Consider the following 22389-nt stretch of genomic DNA (forward strand, 5'->3'; position numbering starts at 1 on the left):
TCGGCGTCCCAAATGGACGGTAAGCGTTTATGCGAGAAATATAAGGATAATGTATAGTGTGAAACTTATATATTATTATATTTATAAAAAGGGGCTGTTGTCCTGGTCGATCATGACCAGAGCAACAGCCCCTTCGGTTGTTAGAAGTTAATTTTTATGATTCTTGGAGTGCTAACCATTCTCGATCTAAAATGCTCATTTCCACACCATCTACATATTGCTCTCCAAACAGCGCCGATTCACGCACTACACCCTCCCGCTTAAAGCCCAGTGCCTCATAGGTTTTCAGGGCAACGGTGTTGAAAGCGTAAGCCCCCAGGGAAAGACGATGCATACCCAAGCCCTCAAATCCGATTCGGAGCATTTCATTCATCATCCTTGTTCCAAAGCCTCTTCCCTGATAATCAGTATCTACTACTACTCTGCCAATACTTGCAGATCGATTGGACCGGTCTATGCCTGAAAAGCTGATGTGTCCCACGACCTGCTGAGTAGCTTCGTGCACCGCACAGAAGATAAGGCGATCAGAATTCGCTGGATGATTAGCTCCATCTAAATACTTAGTAAGCTGGTCATCGTCAAGTGGAAAAGTTAGCGAAGGTCCAGCCCATTGCTTCAGATACTCAGGTGAAACACTCCATCGTTTCAAGTGCTCAAAGTCCGATTCAGAAATAAATCTAAGAATCAGACGATCGGCATCAGGTTGTTCCTCAAAATGCTCATACAGGTTCACTAAACGACCATTTCCCATATCGTTAGTACCCATGTAATGAAAACCCATGCTCTGATAATAACGATTAAGTTTAATGTTATGTGCGACGGTATCAAATCTGAGTCCTCTGTATCCAAGCTCCTTGGCTCGCACCACAGCATATTTAAGCATATGCTGACCAAGTCCCTGACTGCGGTGTGATCCCGCTACAGCTAATCTATGCAAATATGCATAAGACTCATCGTTTTTGCTTCCCCAGTATTGAGGATCACTGAATTGTAACGTGAACATTCCAACTACTAATTCACCGTCAATCGCAAGATATACATGCCTATCGGCGAAATAACCTGTAATATCCTCCTCGTTAAATTGGCCGGGGGTCCATTGCTTTATCCCATTTCGCTCCATCCAATTTGCTGCTTCCTGCAGCAGCCTCAAGATATCACCTGTCCGATCAGGCTCTCCACGAACGATCCGAATCGAATTCCCCCATACTTCCATTTCCATACCTCCTAGACATCTGATTCAGGTAAGGTAGCTGTAATTTGTGCTACATGATCTGAATTGACTTCAGGCAGCTTCTCAGTAAGAGGCAAGATTACGGTAACTTCAGTTCCACTACCTAGCTCACTTTCCATTTCGAGCTTCCCGTGGTGAAGTTCCACGATTTGTTGTGAGATGGCTAGACCTAAGCCCGTTCCTCCGTTCAACGCATCCACTTGAAAGAAACGGTCTTTAACCCTGGAGATATGTGCTTCACTAATCCCAATGCCGCTATCACGAACTATGATAGCAGTCTCTGTATTGGAAAGTCTCTTCGCAGACAATTCTATACTGGAGTCCTCATGGGAAAACTTCACAGCATTGTCTACCAGATTTAAGAATACTTGTTTTAGACGGTTGGCATCCCCTTTAACAAAGATCCCTTCCTCACATTCAAGAAGCAAGTGAATCCGTTTCTTCTCTGCCTTGGCCCATATATTTAGTATGGTCTCCTGAAGTAACACTTTCACATCAACAATCCCAATGGACAGCTTCATCTGGTTCTGCTGCAGCTTTGAAAAGTCTAAAATCTCCTCTACCAGACCAATCAAGCGTTCGCTTTCTTTGGAAATGATGCTGACTCCAAGCTTCGTCTCCTCCGGATCATAGCCACCAGAGACCAAGGTTTCACTCCAACCCTTAATACTAGTAAGGGGCGTCCGAAGCTCATGTGAAATGGACGAGATGAAATCATCTTTAATCTGATTGCTGCGCACAATTTCCTGAGCCATATAATTCAGCGTGGAAGCCAAGTCACCAATCTCAAATTTGTAATTCCCCTTAATCCGCACATTAAATCTACCCTTAGCCATCTGGGCTGAAACCGCCGTAATGTTATTGAGCGGCTTTACAATTGAATTGGCAAGCCCGATGCTGAACACGATAACAACAGCCATAACAGCCGCACCTATACCAATGGACAGTAATGTAAGATTAAGCAAGTCGTTGTTAATACCTTCGAGTGAAGTAAGATATCTTAGAATATACGTATCACGTCCGTGAATTTGCACCGTTTTAGACACAGCCATAACACTCTCGTTAGTACCGCTCTGGCGCCCTACCCAGCGCCCAATACTCCCGCCCACTGCTTCAGGGACATCACTAGTTGTAATCGTACGGTCTGGCTGAAAACCAGTCGAACTGGTGATCATATCCCCAGTCAAGGTTAATACTTCTAGCTCAGTATTGTTCAACTCAAATCTTTCCAGCAGCTTTTGCAGCTGGGTCGAGTTGTTATCGCCCTCTAGCTCGTATTTATGAAAAAACGACTCTGCAGTGGTAATATGATTTTTCATCTTGCTATATACACTGTCATAATAATACGTTCTGATGGCAAGCAGGAAGATAACTTCTACTAGGAGAAGCGCCAAAAAAACTACAAGAATGTAGTGTAGAACAATTTGTCTGCGCATCCCCTTCTTAATCATTGTACTTGGCCTTTCCATCTATATCCGTGTCCCCATACCGTTTGCAAAAATTCTGGCTCTGACGGATTATTCTCTATCTTTTGACGCAGACGACGAATATTCACATCCACAATCTTTGGATCTCCCATATACTCCTTGCCCCACACATGATCCAGCAGAAGATCGCGGCTGAGCGGCGTATTTTCTTTTTCGAGAAAGAATTGGATCAATGAAAACTCCGTGGGTGTCAGTTCAATCGCTTCATTATCACGTTTAAAATGTTTGGAAATAAGATCCAAGGTAAATGGTCCTGAAACGAAAGAAACTTTCGCTGACTGTTCACGATGAACGTTTACTCGGCGCAGCAATGATTGAATTCGAGCAATCAGTTCTGTCGGGCTGAATGGCTTGCTAACATGGTCATCTGCTCCTACAGATAATGCATATACCTTATCTTGCTCTTGAACCTTGGCTGTCAGAAAAATAATCCCCAAACGTTCATTGGTTTCTCTTACCCGCCTACATACTTCAAATCCATCAATACCCGGAACCATTACATCCAATAGAGCAATATCAATATCAGGGATCGTGGTTAACTTGTGAAGGGCTTCATGCCCGTCCGCAGCCTCTATCACTTCAAACCCATTACGCTTCAAGTTAATGACAATAAAACTACGAATGGACTCCTCATCTTCCAGTATCAGTACTTTACTCATCTATTCCCTTCCTTTCTATAGGAGAAGCAATTTTATTACTTCCTTCTTTTCTTGTACTTTGTTCTAACTTACCGCGGTAGGCGATGACCTTGTCTGCATCACGTGCAAGCAGATCCCAACCGTCATTCTTTACGCGATCCCATTCTGAAGGAGAGAAGAAGGAAACCTCAGCAACCGTCTCACCGGTATCTGACATGATGAACTTAAGGTTCTCATCCAGAACCGATTTCGTATCCACTGTCACCTTCCCATGCCATTCCGGTGAAAAATTAATATTGAATCGATCCGATGGATCATGATATAGCTGGGTTGCAAAGGTCAGACCTTCCTTTCCATCCCATTTATAATAAGTGGTAAAGTATGGAGTTTCAGCTGGATCGAAATACTCCCATCCTTTAGGTGCCTCAAGCAATCCAATTTCAATAATGCCATCATGATCAATATCTTCGCTTGCAATCCGACGATCTTTAAAAGTTCGCGCATCGCCTGGTAATACGACGCGCAGCTTGTTATTCTCCATAACGACAATTGAGGTATACGCAGATTGGGAATCCACCGCAGCATCCAATACGATTCCTTCTTTATCCTCTGAGATTTTTCCTGCAACAATATTGTAATAATTATTAAAATAAGGGTCGATATTCTCAAGCTTATCGAGCACCTTAAAGCCATCATTGTATTGATAGACCGAAATGGTTGCAAATTCATTTCTTTTAAAGTAAACAACGGTGATGTCTTCAATTCCATCCCCATTAATATCCTCAATCATATATTTTGTATAAGGATGTGAAAGTACTTCTTCTAATGATCCGCTGGAATAGCTATAAACGACAAGACCTTTTTCTTCACCTTGTGAATAGCCGGTAACAATCTCAAGCTTCCCATCACCCGTCATATCCTTCAAATCAACCGACTCCAGTACAGATCCGTCGCCATCGAATACAAGTTTTTTGACCCAAGTGTCGCCCTGTTTCTCCAGTATCATCCCGTGAATTATTACGGCTTCTCCAGGCGTCTTATAGAACACTAGCGTCTCCATAACTCCATCCTTATTGAGATCCTCAGTAAAGATGGTACTATCATCGTCATTGGTCGGACGAATCAACGTGGAACCTGCTGGCTTAAGTGAATTAATAGCAGCCATAAGCGTTGCTTTGTCAGCAGACAATTGTGGGGATTTCATCTTAGAAACAGGATCACTGATGAAAGTACAACCCGACAGTACGGATAACGTCAGCGTTGCGGCTACAAAGCACCTAAGACTTCTCATATTCAACTTCATCACTCTTTTCCTTATCCGTGTCCTATATTTAAAGATTTGCACGCTCTTGGAACGTTAATCTGCGCCCCTTTATATCATGCTTAATTCTGCCATCTTCTAGTACCCATAGACGTGTAGCAAAACGTTCCGCTAATTCAATCGGTAACACCGTTACAACCGTAAGCCCGGTTTCTTTACAGAGCTTCCGCAATGTTTCCAAGACACTCTCCGCAGATTTAGGATCTAATCCCGTAACCGGTTCATCCGCTAAAATCACTTTGGCACCGTGAGTCAACGCTCTAGCAATCGCTACACGCTGCCTTTCTCCGCCGCTGAGTTGACTTGTCTTCATCTTCGCCTTATCCAGGAGTCCAAGGGCATCCAATTCATCCATTGCACCCATATAATCATCTGAACGCACCATCCCAGTGACCATTCGCCATAACGGCGTTTGCGCTGACTGGCCGATCAGTACATTTTTCAACGCAGTACGGTTAGGATTGAGCTCTGCATTCTGCTCCAGGTATGCCCATTCGCGGCGGATTTTTCTTTTACCTGTAAAGGCACTCGCCATTATATCTGTACCGTCCACTCTAAAATTCCCTCTATCCCACTTCTCACGCAGCGCTAAACAGCGCAGTAAAGTGGTCTTACCGCTACCGCTAGCTCCAAGTATTGCTACGAACTCACCCGGTTCTAATTGAAACCCTATATCCTGTAGAACTGGGTTCTTATCTTCCCCAACTGCCTTTGCTAAGTGTTCAACTGTGATCATAGTTCAGCCTCTCCCTGTCTTTATCTATAATCTATAGTGTACTCTGAAAGCCAGATGAATTTCCATGCGAGCACTCGTTCTTATCTTACCTCAAATTTTTTGCCGTGGCGAGAAAAATAACCCCAACAATCCGAAGGCGATATATAAAGCGCCCATTAAGCCGAAAATCCCCCCGCCCCAGCCGACTTGCATGAGCAAACCGCCGATACCTGGACCTATAATACTGCCTATACTAAAATGAAAAGAAGCAACCACATTTGCAGCAGGCAGTAAATGTCGTGGTAAAATATCCGCAGCCAGACTAAGCCCTAACGAGAAAAAGGAACCTACAAGTCCACCTGCAATCATCAACAGCACCATCGTCACTTTGAAATGGTCACCTGCTAATGGCAATAATGCGAAGGCAATTCCGCCTCCAATCCCAGTAAGAATCAACACCTTCTTCCGACCAAATCGGTCACTCCACAGTCCTAACGGGAATTGTAACAACAGTCCCCCTATGCCCGCAAAAGGCAATAAGGCTGCAATTTGATCCGTGCTGTATCCGATCCGGAGGCCATACACTGGAAAATTACTGTTTAAGCTTGCTTCCATGAAACCGTAAAGGAGTGCAGGAATTAAAGCGAACCATGCTAAACTGTAACAACGTCCAAACCGGCGTACCTGACTTTCTCCACTATCAACTTTATCTGGTCGTGAATCTGGAAGCATTGTAATGGCAAGTATTAGGACCAGCAAAAAAAGAAAAGCTAGAACAATAAAAGGTGTTGCCTGACCAAAGCGCAGCAGACTGATTCCAAGTGGCCCCAAACTAAACCCCAGACCATAGGACATCCCATACAGGGAAAGATTTCGTCCGCGATGCTCGGCAGGCGTCATTAGCAGCACCCACAGCTGGGCGGCATAATTGATAGCTGCATCACCAACACCAACAAGTAGACGTAACACAAACCATATTTTGATTCCAGGAAAAAAGGGGAATAAGAGCAAGCTTACTAAGACTAAGCTTATCCCGCCAGCAATCAGTTTTTTGAATCCAATCGCTCCGAGAACTCTTTCAGCAATCAAGGTCATTCCGAATGATCCTATGTATAAAGCAGCTGCATTTAGTCCATTAAGCGAAGAGGAAACTCCTTTCTGCTCCAATAGAATGGATAATACGGGAAGCAGCATTCCTTGGCTGAGTCCAGCCGCTATAGTAGCGGTAATAAGAATCATGAAATTCATTTTGCTGTTACTTCGAATAGATAATCTTGGCCTGTCTGACACAGATGATATCCCCCTATGATTAATAACGCTAATTTGTTCTAACGCCAATTGGCAAACACCGAACATTATAGTGGACAACCCTCTTCAAAACAAGAGATAATATGAAGATGTTACGGATTTCCTGGGGGTGCATGAGACATGGAGTACGAATTAAAGATCGACGTATCGCCGGTTTATGAACTGCTGGACAGTTTTATGTTATATGTAACTAGAAAATGGATCTCCAATTTGGACATTGGTCCCCACTGGATAAGTGATGTGGAAGATCGCATTTCTTCTCATAAGGTAACAGCTTTAATGCAGGCCGCCGAATGGCCTTTTACGGATTATGATGTGCTATATGCCTGGGTATACATTCGAGGACCCGCAACGTCAGTTCAGCATTTCTTAGATGATCTGGATTCAGCCTCCATAGAAGAATGTTATCAGCAGATCGCTCCGCTCATTCAAGAGTTTACGATTGAAGATGCTTTTCGGATCCGGAGCAGCTATAGTCCACTCTTGCGTCTCTGGTACGAGCAATACTTCCGCCATGTGGAGCACAAAATATTACCGCTATTAATTGAAGATGCTTCTGAGAAAAAAATGCTTGAAAGCAAAATGGACCCCATTTCTCTAATTGAATACGCATCTGGCGGTGTAGTTTTCGAGGAGATCACGGATCTTAAAACAATTGTATTACTACCAACTGTTCATAATCGTCCGATTAACACCTACTGCTTCTACAAAACCATGGTAATCGTACAGTATCCTGTAGATGTACCTTTAGAAGACGAAAATGAACCACCCATGGTGCTTTTGCGCATGACCAAGGCACTTTCCGACCCCACCAGACTTCGATTGCTACGCTATGTCGCGCATGAACCCAAGTCGTTGTGGGAGATGCAATCTGATCTTAATCAATCCAGAGAAATGCTGATGCATCACCTTATGATTCTACGAGTAGCCGGCCTCCTCCGCATCCATCTTAGGGGTGAACAAGATGAACGTTTCAGTATTCGCCCTGACGGCGCATCAGAGCTTCAAATGTTTCTAGAGTCTTATATTTACCTATAGAACACGATACAGATACAGATCCAAGGAGTGAGAGATATGAAATACACGACACAACAGGTGATTTTTGATCTAGATGATACACTGGTCCACTGCAACAAATATTTCGATCTGATTTTAGGGCAATATTTTGAGCTGATGACCGATTGGTTTAATGAATTTGGCCCAAGCACCAGTGAATTACGTAACAAACAAATAGAAATTGACGTGCACACGGTCAACACAAGTGGTCTGGCCAGCGATAATTTCCCTAAATCCCTAATCGCTACCTACCGCTATTTCTGTGCCAAATATAATCGTCCGACGGACCGTTTTCAAGAGCAACAGTTACACAAGCTTGGATTAAGCGTCTATGATCAAGAAATCGAAGCTTACCCTGGTATGGTTGAAACGCTGGATACTCTGAAGCAGGATGGTCACCATTTATTCCTGTATACAGGTGGAGACGATACGATCCAACAACGTAAAATTGAACAAATGAAGCTGGATGCTTACTTTGATGACCGGATCTATATTCGTCAACATAAAAATGTTGAGGCGCTTGAGAATATTTTGACTACACAAGGCTTTGACCGTAAACGTACTTGGATGATTGGTAACTCGCTACGCACAGATGTACTTCCGGCAGTAACCGCAGGCATTAACAGTATCTATCTGAAACAGCAGAATGAATGGAGTTACAATCTTATAGAACTAGAGCAAGAGATGCAGCAAGCTGTGAAGACGATTTCCTCCATCCATGAGGTTCCTCCTGTTATTCGTACTGCTACTCTGCAGAAACTCTAGGTGTAACGTAACCTCAGACATTGTTACAAATGACATATCTTCTCTTCCTTTGGGATGATTATACTATTTTTGTACCATTCCCATAGGAGGTAGGAGATGAGATATGAATAAGAAAGTGAAGTCCAACCATTCTCGAACTAACAAAACAATGCTTCCCATGCTCTTAGGCGTAATTGTTGTAATCCTTATTGCTGTTATTGTCTTCATTCTAAATGACAAGACGGACAGTACAGAGGGACTACCTAATTATACCGATGTGAAGGGGAGCATTGTTGTTGATGGGCTGAAATATGAAAAGCAACCTCATCTTGGAAGCCCTGATGCCAAAATCAAAGTCATCGAATTCGCAGATTTCAAATGTCCTGCCTGCAAAAATTGGACGGAGAAATATCTGGATACATTTGTTAAGGACTACGTGGATACCGGTAAAGTTGAGCTCTTCTTCATGAACTTTGCCTTTTTGGATCGAGATTCCTATCTTGCTGCAAGTGCAGGCGAAGCCATTTATAAGCAAAGCAACGAGAAGTTCTGGGAATATCTTCATAAGCTCTACGCCAATCAAGGTGATGAGAGCAAAATATGGGCCACACAGAAGTTCATTCTAAATTTCGTCAAAAATAACATCGAAGGTATTGATTACACACAATTCGAGACCGATCTCAAGAATCACACCTACATGTTCGACGTCAAAGAAGATTTCAAGATCGCGGGATCATACGGCGTCAACGGAACACCTAAATTCATGGTAAACGGTGCCTTGCTTCCTGACTCCTCCTATGAAGGGTTAACTGCAGCGATTGAAGCGCAGCTGGCTAAATCCGCTGAATAATTATAAAGCGTTATTAAAAAGGTGTCTCTGCCATGTATCCATCATGGCTAGAGACACCTTTTTACCGTACACACATTCGTTCCGATCGGCTATGATTCTATTGCTAATTGGCCCGTATCCATATTTTGAAGCACTAGCTTGCCTTCCAGAGGTGTACCGTCTTCGCTGGTAAGCTTTAGCTTGCCTGTCCGACCTTTCTCAACCAACGCCTTCACTTGCGCATCCGTGAGTGTACGACCATGATTCTCTTTCCAGATCACGAATTTGCAGCCTTCCTTGTAATGAGAGCAGCCGTAGCCTTTTTTACCCATAAAAATCATTCCACCACAGCCGGGACGCGGACAGCTTCCGATGACCTTAGGACCTGAATTGGCGGATTCCTCTTCACTACTTACCTTACGCTTTCGCGGTGCTGCAGGTTTGTCGGTGGTTTTACGAGATGTATTTCCAGCACTTCGCCCTTTAGCACTTGTATTGACAGAAGGCGTCTCCCCTTCAAATGAGGTTTTGGACGCCCGAGATTGTACTCGTACTTTATCTACGATCATGCAGGCGAATCTTTTTACATTCTCCATAAACTGCCCGTCCGAAGCCATTCCTCTCGATATTTCGTTCAAACGACGTTCCCATTGTCCGGTCATTTCCGGTGAAGTCAACAGCTCAATACCCGCTCCACGAATCAGCTCAATGGCTGTTCGTCCTTTTTGTGTAATGGCAATTTTTTTGCCCTGCATTTCGATGTATCCGACATTCTTCAGCCGTTCTATCGTTGCTGCGCGAGTAGCCGGAGTTCCAAGCCCTGAATCCTTCATAGCATCGCGAAGCTCTTCGTCCTCAATCTGCTTTCCGGCACTTTCCATCGCTCGAAGCAGCGTACCCTCTGTGTAATGCTTGGGTGGCTGGGTATCTTTCTCTTTAACAATAGCTTCACTACAAACCACTTCTTCAGCCGGAGCAATAGAAAATGGTTCATTCACTTCGATCTCTTCGTCCTCTTCCTCATCCTTGTTCTTACCCTTGGAAGACTTCGCTTTATCCTTCTTCTGGTCCGCGTAAATGACCTTCCAGCCGAGGCTTAATAATTCCTTAACTGTAGTTTTGAACTTTTCCTTTTCTACCTCGGTCATCACCGTATGCACTTTATACTCCGCTGCCGGATAAAACTGAGACAAAAAGCGCCGAACAATCAGATCATACAGTTTTCCCTCATCTGCACTAAGTCCTGATGCTTTACGATATGTAGGTAAAATCGCGTGGTGATCCTCAACCTTCGAGGGGTTGCAGATGAATTTATTCCCTTTATGAACCAGATTACGGTTCGCACCCTTCACCCATTCATCATAAGCCGTCCCTTGCAGCGCAGATAACGTCTTATGCATCTCAGGAATATTCTGTTCGGTAACATAGTTGGAGTTCGTCCGCGGGTAAGAGATCACCTTATGCTTTTCATATAACGCTTGAGCGATATCGAGCGTCTTTTTCGCGGAAAAAGCGTACTTTCCATTCGCCTCCCGCTGCAGCAGCGTTAAATCGTACAGCTTATTGGGATACTCTTTCGTTTCCTTAACCTCGTAAGACTCAATCCGGCCCGGTTTTCCTTTGACCTTAGCAGCCAGCGCCTCCGCCTTATCCCCGTCGGTCAGCCGATCTCCCTGCCACATGCCTTTATAGGTCATTTCATTCTGATTAAAATGTCCTTCCACCTCAAAAAACTTAAGGGAAGAGAACGCCTCAATGGTCTTCTGACGGTCGTAAATCAACGCGAGCACGGGAGTTTGAACTCTGCCCACGGACAGCAGCACATTATGTTTTGTAGTAAAGGCACGTGATCCATTCATTCCTATGAGCCAATCGGCTTCACTGCGTGCCTTTGCAGCTTTGGTTAAATTCTCGTACTCCGATCCATCCTTCAGCTCCTGAAATCCTTTGCGAATGGTTTCTGGCGTCAAATCTGAGATCCATAGCCGCTTCACAGGATGCTCCAGCTTCAAATGCCGTTGAATGAGTGAAAAGATATGCTGCCCTTCTCGCCCGGCATCGCATGAATTCACTAGAAGATCACTACGTTTCGCAAGATCTCCAATGACCTTGAGCTGGTCGATTGTCCGCGCATTAGGAACCAGTTTGAACTGGTCTGGAATAATGGGCAGATCATTAATGTTCCACTTTTTGTATTTAACATCATAAGCATCCGGCTCGGCCAAACCGATTAAATGCCCTATAGCCCATGTAATAATGTACTGCTCCCCTTCAAGATAGGAACGGTAATTTTTGGCCTTTGGTTCTATTGCGGCGGCGATATTCCGCCCCATATCCGGTTTCTCCGCAATAATGAGTGTCTTCAAAAACAATCGCTCCTTACCTTTTCGTTCTTAAGTCCAAAATGCGTCCAGTATTCTATTATAACATTAACCTCGGATTTTTTTAATGGATTGGTTAGTAGGCATTGGAAAAATTCAGACTTCCCTTAGTCTTTTCTATGAATTAGAATAGTTTGGTAAACGAGTTTTATATATCGGAGGAATCAAAACGTGTCTGAAAACAACAAATTTACAGAACCTTATACGGACAGAGACGGTCACTATCTGAAAGCAGAATGTGAGCGCTGCTTCGGTTTGTGCTGTTCCGCACTACCTTTTTCAGCTTCAGTGGATTTTGCTATGGATAAAGCAGCTGGCCAGCCGTGCCAAAACCTACAATCGGACTTTCGCTGTGGTGTACATACAGATTTAAGAGCGCTTGGATTTCGTGGTTGTACTGTATATGACTGTTTTGGGGCTGGGCAAAAGCTCTCTCAGGTCACTTATACTGGTGAGGACTGGCGGAAGAATCCAAAAACTGCGAAGCAAATGTTCGAGGTATTTCCGGCCATGTGGCATTTACACGAATTGCTATGGTACTTAAATGAATCATTGAACTTAGATATAACCCATTCAATACATGTTGAGCTGCAAACAGCACTCGATGAGACGGAACAACTAACTTCACTTAACCCTGATTCTCTACAGAAGGTGAATGTTGACGCTCATCGAGCAAAAATTAATCTGTTGCTGCTGCAAGTCAGTGAACTTGTCCGTACTGAGGCTCGTCGTAAACTAAAAAAAGCATCGAGAACTTTCAGCCGTGGCGCTGACCTTGTCGGCGCAAATCTTAAAAATGCAGATCTCAGGGGCGCCAACCTGAGGGGAGCCTATTTGATTGCCGCTGACCTTAAAGGCGCGGATCTTAGAGATGCAGATCTTATTGGTGCAGATTTCCGTGACACTGACCTTAGGGGCGCAGATCTATCAGAGAGTATTTTTCTAACTCAGGGGCAGATTAATGCGGCGAAAGGCGATGATCTCACTAAATTACCGCCAGCACTCACCCGCCCTGAACATTGGCTTTCGATATGAGTTGTAGAAATTATACCTGCTGCGAAAAGAATTCTTGGATACGAGAAAGGGCTTCGATCATTTCTAAGACCTCTTTACCCGCAGAGGCTCTTTCTAGATACTCCACCCTACCTTGTGCAGCTTCTTTACCGACTACTAGCGTTACGGGTATACCAATCAAGCTTGAATCCTTAAATTTAACGCCAGCACGTTCATCCCTATCATCCAGCAGCGTCTCAATACCGAGTTTAGTAAGCTGAAAATACAGCTCCTCTGCAACTGCCAGTTGCTCCAAGTCCTTTATGGATATCATCAAAATATGAACCTGATAAGGTGCTAATGCAACTGGCCACATTATTCCTTGATCATCATGATTCTGTTCTACTATCGCGGACAATAGCCGTGAGATCCCAATTCCATAACACCCCATGATCATAGGCTGACTCTTGCCAGAACGGTCTAAATAGGTAGCTCTAAGCTTCTCACTGTATCTGGTTCCTAGTTTAAATACATGCCCAACTTCTATTCCTTGTTGGAAATGCAGAACACCATTCTCGCAGTGTGGACAAGCTTCTCCTTCTGCTACATTACGAAAATCCCCCACATGTTCAAGCCCAAAATCTCTTCCAGGTACAACATTTCGGAAATGGTAATCTTTTTCTCCCGCCCCCGTCGTCCCTTGAATCATTTCTGTTACTACTGCATCAACGAGTACAGTTATTTGCAGTCCCACAGGCCCTACAAACCCACTCTCTACTCCCGTTAAGGATTTCACAGCATCATAGTCAGCAAGTGCAATCTCCGCCGCACCGATATATTTACTTACTTTTATCTCATTGACTTCATGATCTCCTCGAACCACTACAGCAAAGAATTGTCCGTTTCCTTCATAGATCAATGTTTTCATAATCTGCTCGGGCTGGATCTCCAGCTCCTGCTCTAATTGATTTATAGTGCGGATATCTGGGGTGTGGAATTTCTCTATTTCGGGTAATTCAAAGTTTAATGCTTTCTTTATAGGCTGTACGGCTTCTGCCTGCTCCAGATTGGCCGCATAATCGCAAGAGGAACATACTGCAATCGTATCCTCCCCGATATTAGCCAGTGCCATAAATTCATGGCTGCCCCCTTCTCCGCCAATCGCACCAGAATCTGCAAGAACTGCTCTAAACTTCAGTCCACAGCGAGTAAATAATCGGTGATATGCATCGAACATTTGGAGGTATGATTTATCGAGTCCTTCTGTGCTGATGTCAAAAGAGTACGCATCCTTCATCAAGAACTCTCTTCCTCTTAGCAATCCAGAACGTGGTCGCCGTTCATCTCGAAACTTAGTCTGAATTTGATAAACGGTAACAGGAAGCTTACGATAGGAGCTAATCTCATTCCGCACAAGTGAGGTTACTACTTCTTCATGCGTTGGACCGAGAATGAATTCCCGCTCATGGCGATCCTTAAAAGTCATCAATTCCTTCCCATAAACATCATAACGTTCTGATTCCTTCCAAAGTTCTGCAGGCTGCATGGATGGCATTAAAATCTCCTGGGTTCCGGAATGATCCATCTCTTCCCTTACAATCGCTTCTATCTTCCGCAGAACCCGCCGACCAAGTGGTAAATAGGTATACACTCCAGCAGCTAATTGGCGGATATATCCTGCACGCAGCAGTAACTGATGACTAATGGTCTCCGCCTCCGAAGGCACCTCACGCAGTGTTGTTAATAATAAATTGCTCTGTCGCATCTTAATACCCTCCCCATAAATTATCTCTTTAAATGCAAAAAGACACATTCGTCAGGGACGAATGTGTCGTGATACCACCCTTATTCAACTGCCAGCTCAACATACAATTCTTTTGAATATGGCAATTCTCAAATCGGATAACGGTCGATTCCGGCAGCGGGTAAGAAAATACTACCGCTACAGCTACCAAGGCAGGATACCATTCACACGTGTTCGAGGAACCTTTCACCCGGTGGGTTCCCTCTCTGTTCTAACGCTTTTTGAATCGTAGATCCTTGGTCAATGCTTTTATCATTTAAATATTGTATTAAATCCTAATTCCTAAACAAGAACAGTTGAACCCATCAAGTATTTATCCACTTCACGCGCAGCTTCGCGTCCTTCGTTGATGGCCCAAACGACCAAGCTTTGACCACGGCGCATATCGCCAGCAGCAAATACTTTATCTATGTTCGTATTGAATTTACCATAACGTGCTTTCACATTGGAACGACGATCTGTTTCAAGATCAAGCTGTTGAATAATATCTTGTTCAGGACCATCAAAACCAATGGCAATCAGAGCGAGTTGAGCAGGATATACAGCTTCAGTGCCTGGAACAGGTTGATAGATCTTACGACCTGTCTCATCCACGATCCGGCGGATCTGTACGGTGTGAAGCTCTTTCAAGTTGCCCTCTTCATCCCCAACAAATTTAGTAGTCATGATAGAAAATTCACGCGGATCATCTCCAAAAATGGCTTTAGCTTCTTCTTGCGCGTAATCCAGGCTGTATACATTCGGGAATTGAGGCCATGGATTAGCAATCGGATCACGCTGAAGAGGTGCTTTTTCATGTGTACCAAATTGAGTGATGCTGCTGCAGCCATGACGAAGTGCTGTAGCAACACAGTCAGAACCAGTATCACCGCCACCCAAGACGATCACGTCTTTACCTTCTGCAGATACATAGTTGCCATCTTCAAGATTGGAATTTAGATAGCTCTTAATTGTACCATTTAAATAATCCATGGCGTACATAACACCCTTAAGCTCACTGCCTTCAACGTTAAACCGACGTGCCTTTGTAGCCCCACCACACAGAACAACCGCATCATACTCATCCACTAGCTGTTGAGCAGGAATATCCTTACCAATCTCTGTATTCACCACAAAATTAATGCCCTCTGCAGCTAATAAATCTACACGACGTTGTACAACTCTCTTATCGAGTTTCATAGTGGGAATGCCATATGTCAGCAGTCCGCCAATGCGGTCACTGCGTTCAAATACAGTTACAGTATGTCCAGCCTTATTTAGTTGAGCTGCTGCTGCTAGTCCAGCAGGTCCAGAACCTACGATTGCAATCTTTTTGCCTGTACGTTTCTCTGGAGGATTAGGTACAACCCAGCCTTCTTCAAAGCCCTTATCAATAATAGCTAGCTCAATGGTCTTAATGGTCACCGGCTGTCCAATTAGACCCACTGTGCAAGAGCCTTCGCAAGGGGCAGGACAAATGCTTCCAGTAAACTCAGGGAAATTATTCGTCTTATGCAGACGTTCCAGTGCTTCTTTCCAGAGTCCGCGGTACACCAAATTATTCCACTCGGGAATTAGATTATGAACTGGACAACCCGAGGTTCCACCAGCCATATCAATTCCTGTATGACAATAAGGCGTTCCGCAATCCATGCAGCGCGCTCCTTGTGTCTGAAGCTCGTCCTCGGATAAATGATGGTGGAACTCCTCCCAGTCTTTTACCCGCTGTTCAGGATCCCGATCACCTGGGAGCTGCCGTTTATACTCCATAAAACCTGTAGGTGTAGACATGTTTACGTTTCCCCCATCCGTTCTCTTCGTGTTGAAGTATAGTACATTGTAGCATATTGCGGCTTCGTATGGTTGTGAGCAGCGCAATGAAGTACCTGCACATTCTATACCTGTAGATTATCATTTCTAATTTTAATTATAGTAGCACTCATTACTTTTGCACAGTAATGGATTAATCTACTGATTTTTTGTACTATTTCACATGTTATGTCAGAGAAAACGTTTTATTGCTATTCCGTACGTTCATAAACAAGAAAACGGTAATCATACGGATTCTTTTCATCACGAATTCCCCTCTTATTGGAAACCTCTTTCCACAGACTCCAGTCAATATCAGGAAACCGGGTATTTCCTTCAAAATCCTGTTCAATTTGTGTTAACATCAGCTTGTCAGCATATGGCAACATCAGCTTATAAATTTCCGCACCGCCGATCACCATCAGCTCATCGCCTTTTCTACCCTCGCTGAGAGCTTCCTCAAGCGTGTGTACAACCTCTGCACCTTCAGGAGAATAACCAGTATCTCTAGTCATAATTAAGCTTGTTCTGCCCTTTAGAGGCTTCCCTCCGAGTGAATCCCACGTTTTGCGGCCCATAAGCATTCTCTTCCCCAGTGTTTCTGCTTTGAAATAAGCAAAATCCAGCGGTAAATGCCAAGGCATATCATTATCTTTACCAATGACATGATTGGTGCCCATTGCCCATATAAAAGTAATACTCATTAAACACACCCCTCTCTACATTCATTTACAAATCCTGTTTTATAAACATGAGGTTAGACTGCGATCGGCGCTTTTATCGAAGGATGCGGGTTGTACCCTTCAATGATAAGGTCTTCCAGCTCGATATCAAAAAGTGATTTCTGATTTGAATGAATGACCAATGTAGGCAATGGTCTTAAGTCTCTTGATAATTGCTCTTTTACTTGATCAACATGGTTTGAATAGATATGTGCATCACTAATGCTATATACAAACTCACCTACTTCTAGACCACATTCATGTGCTATTAAATGTGTAAGTAATGAGTAAGACGGGATATTGAAGTTAGCGCCAAGAAAAGAATCAGCGCTGCGCTGCAGCAAGTGACAGCTTAATTTACCATTGGCAACATAGAACTGGAACATAACGTGGCAAGGGGGTAACGCTGCTTTACTTCCTTTTGCCCCAGCATTTATAACATCTTCCGGGTTCCATGCGCTTACAATTAAACGACGAGAATCAGGATTTGTTTTGATCTGATGAATTACATCTTGTAATTGGTCAATGGATTCACCCGTAGAAGATGTCCAATTTCGCCACTGCTTACCATAAACATTCCCTAGGTCACCATGCTTCGCTGCGAACGCATCATCTTCTAAGACACGATCACAAAATGCTTTCATCTCTGCTTGATAAACTTGATTGAATTCTTCATCAATTAAACAACGATTCCCGAAATCCGTCATATCTGGACCTGCATATTCGTCTGATTCAACCCATCTTTTGAAAGCCCATTCATCCCAAATATGATTATTATTTTTCAATAAATAACGGATGTTTGTGTCGCCTTTAATAAACCATAATAATTCACTTGCGATTAAACGGAACGGTGTCCGTTTTGTTGTAAATAATGGGAAGCCTTTGGATAAATCAAATCGCATTTGATAACCAAATACACTAATTGTACCTGTTCCGGTACGATCTTCTTTTTTTACACCATGATCTAAAATATATTGTAAAAAATTCAAATAGGTTTGTTCTAACTCATTATTCAATTTACTGCACCTCCGTAATATTTCACCTCATATATTATATCTGAAAAATCCGATTTTTGTAGAAGGTAAGATATTTTTTAAATTTATTTAATAATCTGGGGAGTTCACTACTCCGATATCCTTAACTCTACTCTAACCCCATAAGCACGAAGTGAGGCTTGTCCACCTACAGGGAAAGTAATCATAGGGGATGTATGTCCAAAGTCCACGTCTGCAATGACAGGAATGTCTGATAGCTCTTCTTTCGAAGTTATGATTTTGATCAACAGTTCTTTAGTCATGCGTGATCCTTGTTGGAATCTGCCAATAACCAATCCTTTAACATGCTGAAAATCCGGTTGATGAATCAGCGATTGTAAATCCCTATCAAACGTTGCAGGCGATGATTCATAATCATCCTCTACAAATAATATCGAATTTTTTAAACTTGGCATATACTCCGTTCCCTGCAAAAGATTTAATGTACAAAGGTTCCCACCGATAATTGTCCCCTTTGCTTCTCCATCATTGATAATGAATGGGCCCTCATTTCTGATAAATACACGGTTCTCCTGATCCAGATACCACTCATCATCACTCCAATGCTTCGAAGGCCTCACCACTATTTCTTTGTTGTCCATCATCAGCTTACGGAAATATTCGGTTGTATATTCATTGTCGTGAAGCATTGCGAAGCTAGAAAAATGTGGTCCGGAATATGTAACTAATCCTGTTTTAGCATAGATCGCATTACTTAAAGCCGTAATATCCGAATACCCGCATAATCGTTTAGGATGCTCAGCAATGAGGGAATAGTCGATATAACGTAGCAGCTGATTGCTATTAAAGCCTCCAATCGTCGTAAGAATCCCTTTAACATTCGGATCTAAAAAAGCTTCGTGCAAATCCTCTATTCTAGAATCGATCGATGAGGAGACAAAATCATCCTTCTCAAAGGAATTTACGGAAAATGATATCCGAAAACCTAATTTTTGCAGCTGTTCTTTGGCAATTTTCCTTTGTTCAGCAGCGATTAATGACAGACTTCTGGCAGGTGAGATGATCCGCAACTCATCACCAGGCTTTAACTTATTGGGTTTCATCATTTGTCCTCCCTATATAAGTTTTTAAAATACGGATGAATGATTTTATAGAGTATTCGATCAATTTGTTTCATCTCCTTCCATTATATCTATTTTCAAAAAAAGTGGAAAACTCAAAAAGGCGAAACGCAAATGCGTTCCGCCTTTCAGTGCCTGCTAGAGCAATTGGGTAAAGAAATTATTTCATTACATGAATAGGGTGACCTTCAACCAATTCAGCAGCTTCCATGACGATTTCGCCAAGGGTTGGATGCGCATGAATAGTCAAAGCGATATCTTCAAGTGTTGCGCCCATTTCGATAGCCAAACCAAGTTCAGCGATCAAGTTAGAAGCTTCGATACCAACGATTTGTGCACCAAGCACAAGATTGTTCTCGGAGTTAGCAACAATTTTGATGAAACCTTCTGGGCTGTTCAAAGATACGGCACGGCCATTCCCTGCAAATGGGAACTTACCAGCTTTCACTTTGTAGCCTTTGTCTTTCGCTTCTTTCTCAGTCAAACCAACGCTTGAGCACTCAGGATCTGTAAACACAACTGCTGGGATGACTTTGTAGTCAACAACAGATGTAAGTCCTGCAATCGCTTCTGCGGCAATCTTACCTTCATAAGAAGCTTTGTGAGCCAACGCCAGACCTGGAACAACGTCGCCGATAGCGAAGATGTTAGGAATGCTAGTGCGACCTTGGTGATCGACTTTGATCAATCCACGCTCTTCGAGCTCAAGACCAATCAGGTCTAGTCCAAGTTCACCGTCAGTGTTAGGACGACGGCCTACAGTAACAAGCAAGTAATCCGCAGTTACTTCTTTGGATTCGCCACCAACAGAATACTTCACAGTAACTTCCTTGTCGTTCTGTACAGCACTTTCAGCTTTAGCGTTAGTTACGATTTCGATGCCAGTTTTAGCCATGTTCTTCGCAACCAAACGAGTCATATCTTTATCGAAGCCTGGAAGTACAGTATCCAAACCTTCAATGATGGTTACTTTAGTACCGAATTTGGAGTACATTTGGCCAAGTTCAGCGCCGATGTATCCACCACCGATTACGATCATGCTCTTCGGAATTTCTGGAAGTTCCAGAGCTTCAGTCGAAGACAAAATGCGTCCACCGAATGGGAAAGGTTTCAATTCAATCGGACGGGAACCTGTAGCAATGATACAGTGTTTGAAGCGATAACGTGGGGATTCATGATCATTGAACACACGTGCTTCTGTGTCGCTGATAAACATGCATTCGCCGTTAAATACTTCAATTTTGTTACCCTTCATCAAGCTAGTCACGCCGCTAGTCATTTTCTTAACAACGCCGTTTTTGAACTCTTGAGTTTTGGCAAAATCCACTTTAACGTTCTCAGCTGTAACACCGAAAACTTCACCATGCTTAGCAGATTCGAACTGATGTGCTGCTGCAATCAGTGCTTTAGAAGGGATACATCCGCGGTTCAAACATACACCGCCGAGTTCCGATTTATCCACGATGAGGACTTTTTGGCCGAGCTGAGCGGCACGAATTGCCGCTACATACCCACCAGGACCTGCACCAATGACCAATGTGTCAATATCTAGAGAAGCGTCTCCTACTACCATAATTATACCTCCATAACCAGCAGCTCAGGATTATTGAGCAGCGATTTAATGTAGTTCATAAAGTTTTGAGCAGTCGCACCATCGATAATACGGTGGTCAAAGCTGAGTGACAACGCCATTACAGGAGCAACTACGATTTCACCATTTTTCACAACTGCTTTTTCACTGATACGGCCAGTTCCGAGGATAGCCACTTCAGGGAAGTTAATGATTGGAGTAAAGAACATGCCGCCAGCAGAACCAATGTTACTGATGGAGATCGTGCTACCCTTCATTTCGTTAGCAGACAATTTACCGTCACGACCACGAACAGCAAGGTCAGTGATGCTGCTAGCGATCATCCAAATGCTCTTACGATCAGCGTCTTTGATAACTGGAACGATCAGACCGTTAGGAGTATCAGTAGCGATACCGATATTGTAGTATTTCTTGTAGACGATTTCGCCTGCTTCTTCATCAATCATAGCGTTGAGCGCTGGGAATTGACGGGAAGCCGCAACCAAAGCTTTAACAATGAACGGAAGGTAAGTAACCTTAACGCCTTTTTTCTCAGCGATAGGTTTCATACGTGTACGGAATGCTACCAGTTCAGTAACATCTACTTCGTCCATAATGGTAACGTGTGGTGCAGTGTAAGCAGATTTAACCATTGCGTTAGCGATCGCTTTACGAATGCCCTTGTATGGTACACGTTCTTCTTCAAGACTTACATTACCGCTTGCTGCTGCAGATGTTGCTTTAGCTTCGGTCTTAGCAGCCTTAGGAGCTTCAGTAGCCGCTACTGCCGGTGCTGCAGCAGGTGCTGAACCACCCTTCAAGAATGCTTCTACATCTTCACGTGTGATTTTGCCGCCTTTTCCAGTTCCGTTCACTTTGGAAATATCGACTTTTTGCTCACGAGCAAATTTGCGAACGCTTGGTGTAGCCAATACATCGCGGTCAGGAGCTGGTGTTACACTTGCAGACCCGCCTTGTTTAGCATCAGATGGGCTAGTTGCTGCAGGGGAAGAAGTAGTATTTGCACTTCCTTGTGCTGCATCGGCTTCAGCAGAGGCATGACCTGCTTGTTCAGGAACGTCACCTTCTGCTGCAATGATAGCTACAACATCGCCAACGCGGCATACTTGACCATCTTTAGTCAGAACTTCCAACACAGTACCATTCACTGGACAAGGAACTTCAACAACAGCCTTATCATTTTGAACTTCCATGATGATATCATCATCGGTTACTTTGTCACCGGCTTTGATATGCATTTTGATGATTTCACCTTCATGCAGACCTTCACCTAGTTCTGGGAAACGATACTCAAAATTTGCTGATTTAGCATTCGAAGATGCAGGAGCAGCAGCTGGAGTTGGAGCCGGAGCTTCTTCAGCAGCATGACCTTCTTGCTCAGGAACGTCGCCCTCAGCTTCGATAATCGCTACAACTTCGCCAACACGGCATACTTGACCATCTTTAGTCAAAACTTCCAACACAGTACCGTTCACTGGACAAGGTACCTCAACTACCGCCTTGTCATTTTGAACTTCCATTACGATATCATCATCCGTTACCTTGTCACCGGCTTTGATATGCATTTTGATGATTTCACCTTCATGCAAACCTTCACCTAGTTCAGGGAATCGGTATTCAAACTTTGCCACTTTGAAAACCTCCTTGTGAAATTGGGACTGACCT

Annotated in this window: 18 protein-coding genes; 4 read left to right on the forward strand and 14 right to left on the reverse strand. The window is 43.6% G+C overall.

All coding sequences use genetic code 11. The annotated features are described in order from the left end of the window. Positions 1 to 154: 154 nt before the first annotated feature. The 6 genes from M2444_RS17060 to M2444_RS17085 form a co-directional block, all read right to left on the reverse strand. A complete protein-coding gene (locus M2444_RS17060; protein WP_179283704.1) occupies positions 155 to 1213 on the reverse strand; it encodes a GNAT family N-acetyltransferase in 1059 nt (352 codons plus the stop codon). An 11-nt stretch (positions 1214 to 1224) separates the two neighbouring features. Further along, a complete protein-coding gene (locus tag M2444_RS17065; protein WP_094877440.1) occupies positions 1225 to 2682 on the reverse strand; it encodes a sensor histidine kinase in 1458 nt (485 codons plus the stop codon). Next, a complete protein-coding gene (locus M2444_RS17070; RefSeq protein WP_042128265.1) occupies positions 2679 to 3377 on the reverse strand; it encodes a response regulator transcription factor in 699 nt (232 codons plus the stop codon). The genes M2444_RS17065 and M2444_RS17070 overlap by 4 nt, the downstream gene beginning before the upstream one ends. Further along, on the reverse strand, positions 3370 to 4659 hold the full coding sequence (locus M2444_RS17075; RefSeq protein WP_256989962.1) for a hypothetical protein: 1290 nt from the start codon (positions 4657 to 4659) through the stop codon (positions 3370 to 3372). The genes M2444_RS17070 and M2444_RS17075 overlap by 8 nt, the downstream gene beginning before the upstream one ends. Before the next feature lie 28 nt (positions 4660 to 4687). Beyond that, entirely contained in the window at positions 4688 to 5413 is a 726-nt protein-coding gene (locus tag M2444_RS17080; protein WP_060623387.1) for a phosphonate ABC transporter ATP-binding protein, read from the reverse strand. Positions 5414 to 5503: 90 nt separating this feature from the next. Beyond that, a complete protein-coding gene (locus M2444_RS17085) occupies positions 5504 to 6658 on the reverse strand; it encodes an MFS transporter (RefSeq protein ID WP_094872984.1) in 1155 nt (384 codons plus the stop codon). Between the two features lie 162 nt (positions 6659 to 6820). Here M2444_RS17085 and M2444_RS17090 point away from each other — a divergent pair, with 162 nt between their 5' ends. From M2444_RS17090 to M2444_RS17100, 3 genes are all read left to right on the forward strand, one after another. Continuing rightward, the gene (locus M2444_RS17090; RefSeq protein ID WP_280787556.1) at positions 6821 to 7738 is read left to right on the forward strand and encodes an ArsR/SmtB family transcription factor; all 918 of its coding nucleotides are present in this window, start codon (positions 6821 to 6823) and stop codon (positions 7736 to 7738) included. Between the two features lie 36 nt (positions 7739 to 7774). Beyond that, positions 7775 to 8521 carry an HAD family hydrolase gene (locus M2444_RS17095; protein WP_094872914.1) on the forward strand — a complete coding sequence of 249 codons (747 nt, stop codon included), beginning with the start codon at positions 7775 to 7777 and terminating at the stop codon, positions 8519 to 8521. Positions 8522 to 8624: 103 nt separating this feature from the next. Then, positions 8625 to 9350 carry a DsbA family protein gene (locus M2444_RS17100; protein ID WP_094872916.1) on the forward strand — a complete coding sequence of 242 codons (726 nt, stop codon included), beginning with the start codon at positions 8625 to 8627 and terminating at the stop codon, positions 9348 to 9350. Positions 9351 to 9439: 89 nt separating this feature from the next. Here the strand turns inward: M2444_RS17100 and M2444_RS17105 are convergent, their stop codons facing one another. Then, positions 9440 to 11695, reverse strand: coding sequence for a type IA DNA topoisomerase (locus M2444_RS17105; protein WP_280787557.1), 2256 nt, complete (start codon positions 11693 to 11695; stop codon positions 9440 to 9442). Between the two features lie 186 nt (positions 11696 to 11881). On the opposite strand from M2444_RS17105, the gene M2444_RS17110 reads away from it, so the two are divergent. Continuing rightward, entirely contained in the window at positions 11882 to 12745 is an 864-nt protein-coding gene (locus tag M2444_RS17110) for a pentapeptide repeat-containing protein (protein ID WP_256989963.1), read from the forward strand. Positions 12746 to 12755: 10 nt separating this feature from the next. Here the strand turns inward: M2444_RS17110 and M2444_RS17115 are convergent, their stop codons facing one another. The 7 genes from M2444_RS17115 to M2444_RS17145 all read right to left on the reverse strand — a co-directional run bounded on the left by M2444_RS17115 (position 12756) and on the right by M2444_RS17145 (position 22355). Further along, entirely contained in the window at positions 12756 to 14468 is a 1713-nt protein-coding gene (locus M2444_RS17115) for a proline--tRNA ligase (RefSeq protein WP_094877444.1), read from the reverse strand. A gap of 321 nt (positions 14469 to 14789) precedes the next feature. After that, positions 14790 to 16277, reverse strand: coding sequence for a glutamate synthase subunit beta (locus M2444_RS17120; RefSeq protein WP_094872922.1), 1488 nt, complete (start codon positions 16275 to 16277; stop codon positions 14790 to 14792). Between the two features lie 230 nt (positions 16278 to 16507). After that, the gene (locus M2444_RS17125) at positions 16508 to 16999 is read right to left on the reverse strand and encodes a dihydrofolate reductase (RefSeq protein ID WP_280787558.1); all 492 of its coding nucleotides are present in this window, start codon (positions 16997 to 16999) and stop codon (positions 16508 to 16510) included. Positions 17000 to 17052: 53 nt separating this feature from the next. After that, positions 17053 to 18033 (reverse strand): thymidylate synthase, encoded by a 981-nt coding sequence (locus tag M2444_RS17130; protein WP_094872926.1) that lies wholly within the window; start codon positions 18031 to 18033, stop codon positions 17053 to 17055. Positions 18034 to 18140: 107 nt separating this feature from the next. Next, complete coding sequence (locus M2444_RS17135; RefSeq protein WP_094872928.1) at positions 18141 to 19115, reverse strand: S66 family peptidase; 975 nt, start codon at positions 19113 to 19115, stop codon at positions 18141 to 18143. Positions 19116 to 19293: 178 nt separating this feature from the next. Beyond that, positions 19294 to 20706 (reverse strand): dihydrolipoyl dehydrogenase, encoded by a 1413-nt coding sequence (lpdA, locus tag M2444_RS17140; RefSeq protein WP_094872930.1) that lies wholly within the window; start codon positions 20704 to 20706, stop codon positions 19294 to 19296. A 2-nt stretch (positions 20707 to 20708) separates the two neighbouring features. Beyond that, complete coding sequence (locus M2444_RS17145; RefSeq protein WP_280787559.1) at positions 20709 to 22355, reverse strand: 2-oxo acid dehydrogenase subunit E2; 1647 nt, start codon at positions 22353 to 22355, stop codon at positions 20709 to 20711. Positions 22356 to 22389 lie beyond the last annotated feature (34 nt).

This window comes from Paenibacillus sp. PastF-3, assembly GCF_029893135.1.
Taxonomy (GTDB): domain Bacteria; phylum Bacillota; class Bacilli; order Paenibacillales; family Paenibacillaceae; genus Paenibacillus_AQ; species Paenibacillus_AQ nitricinens.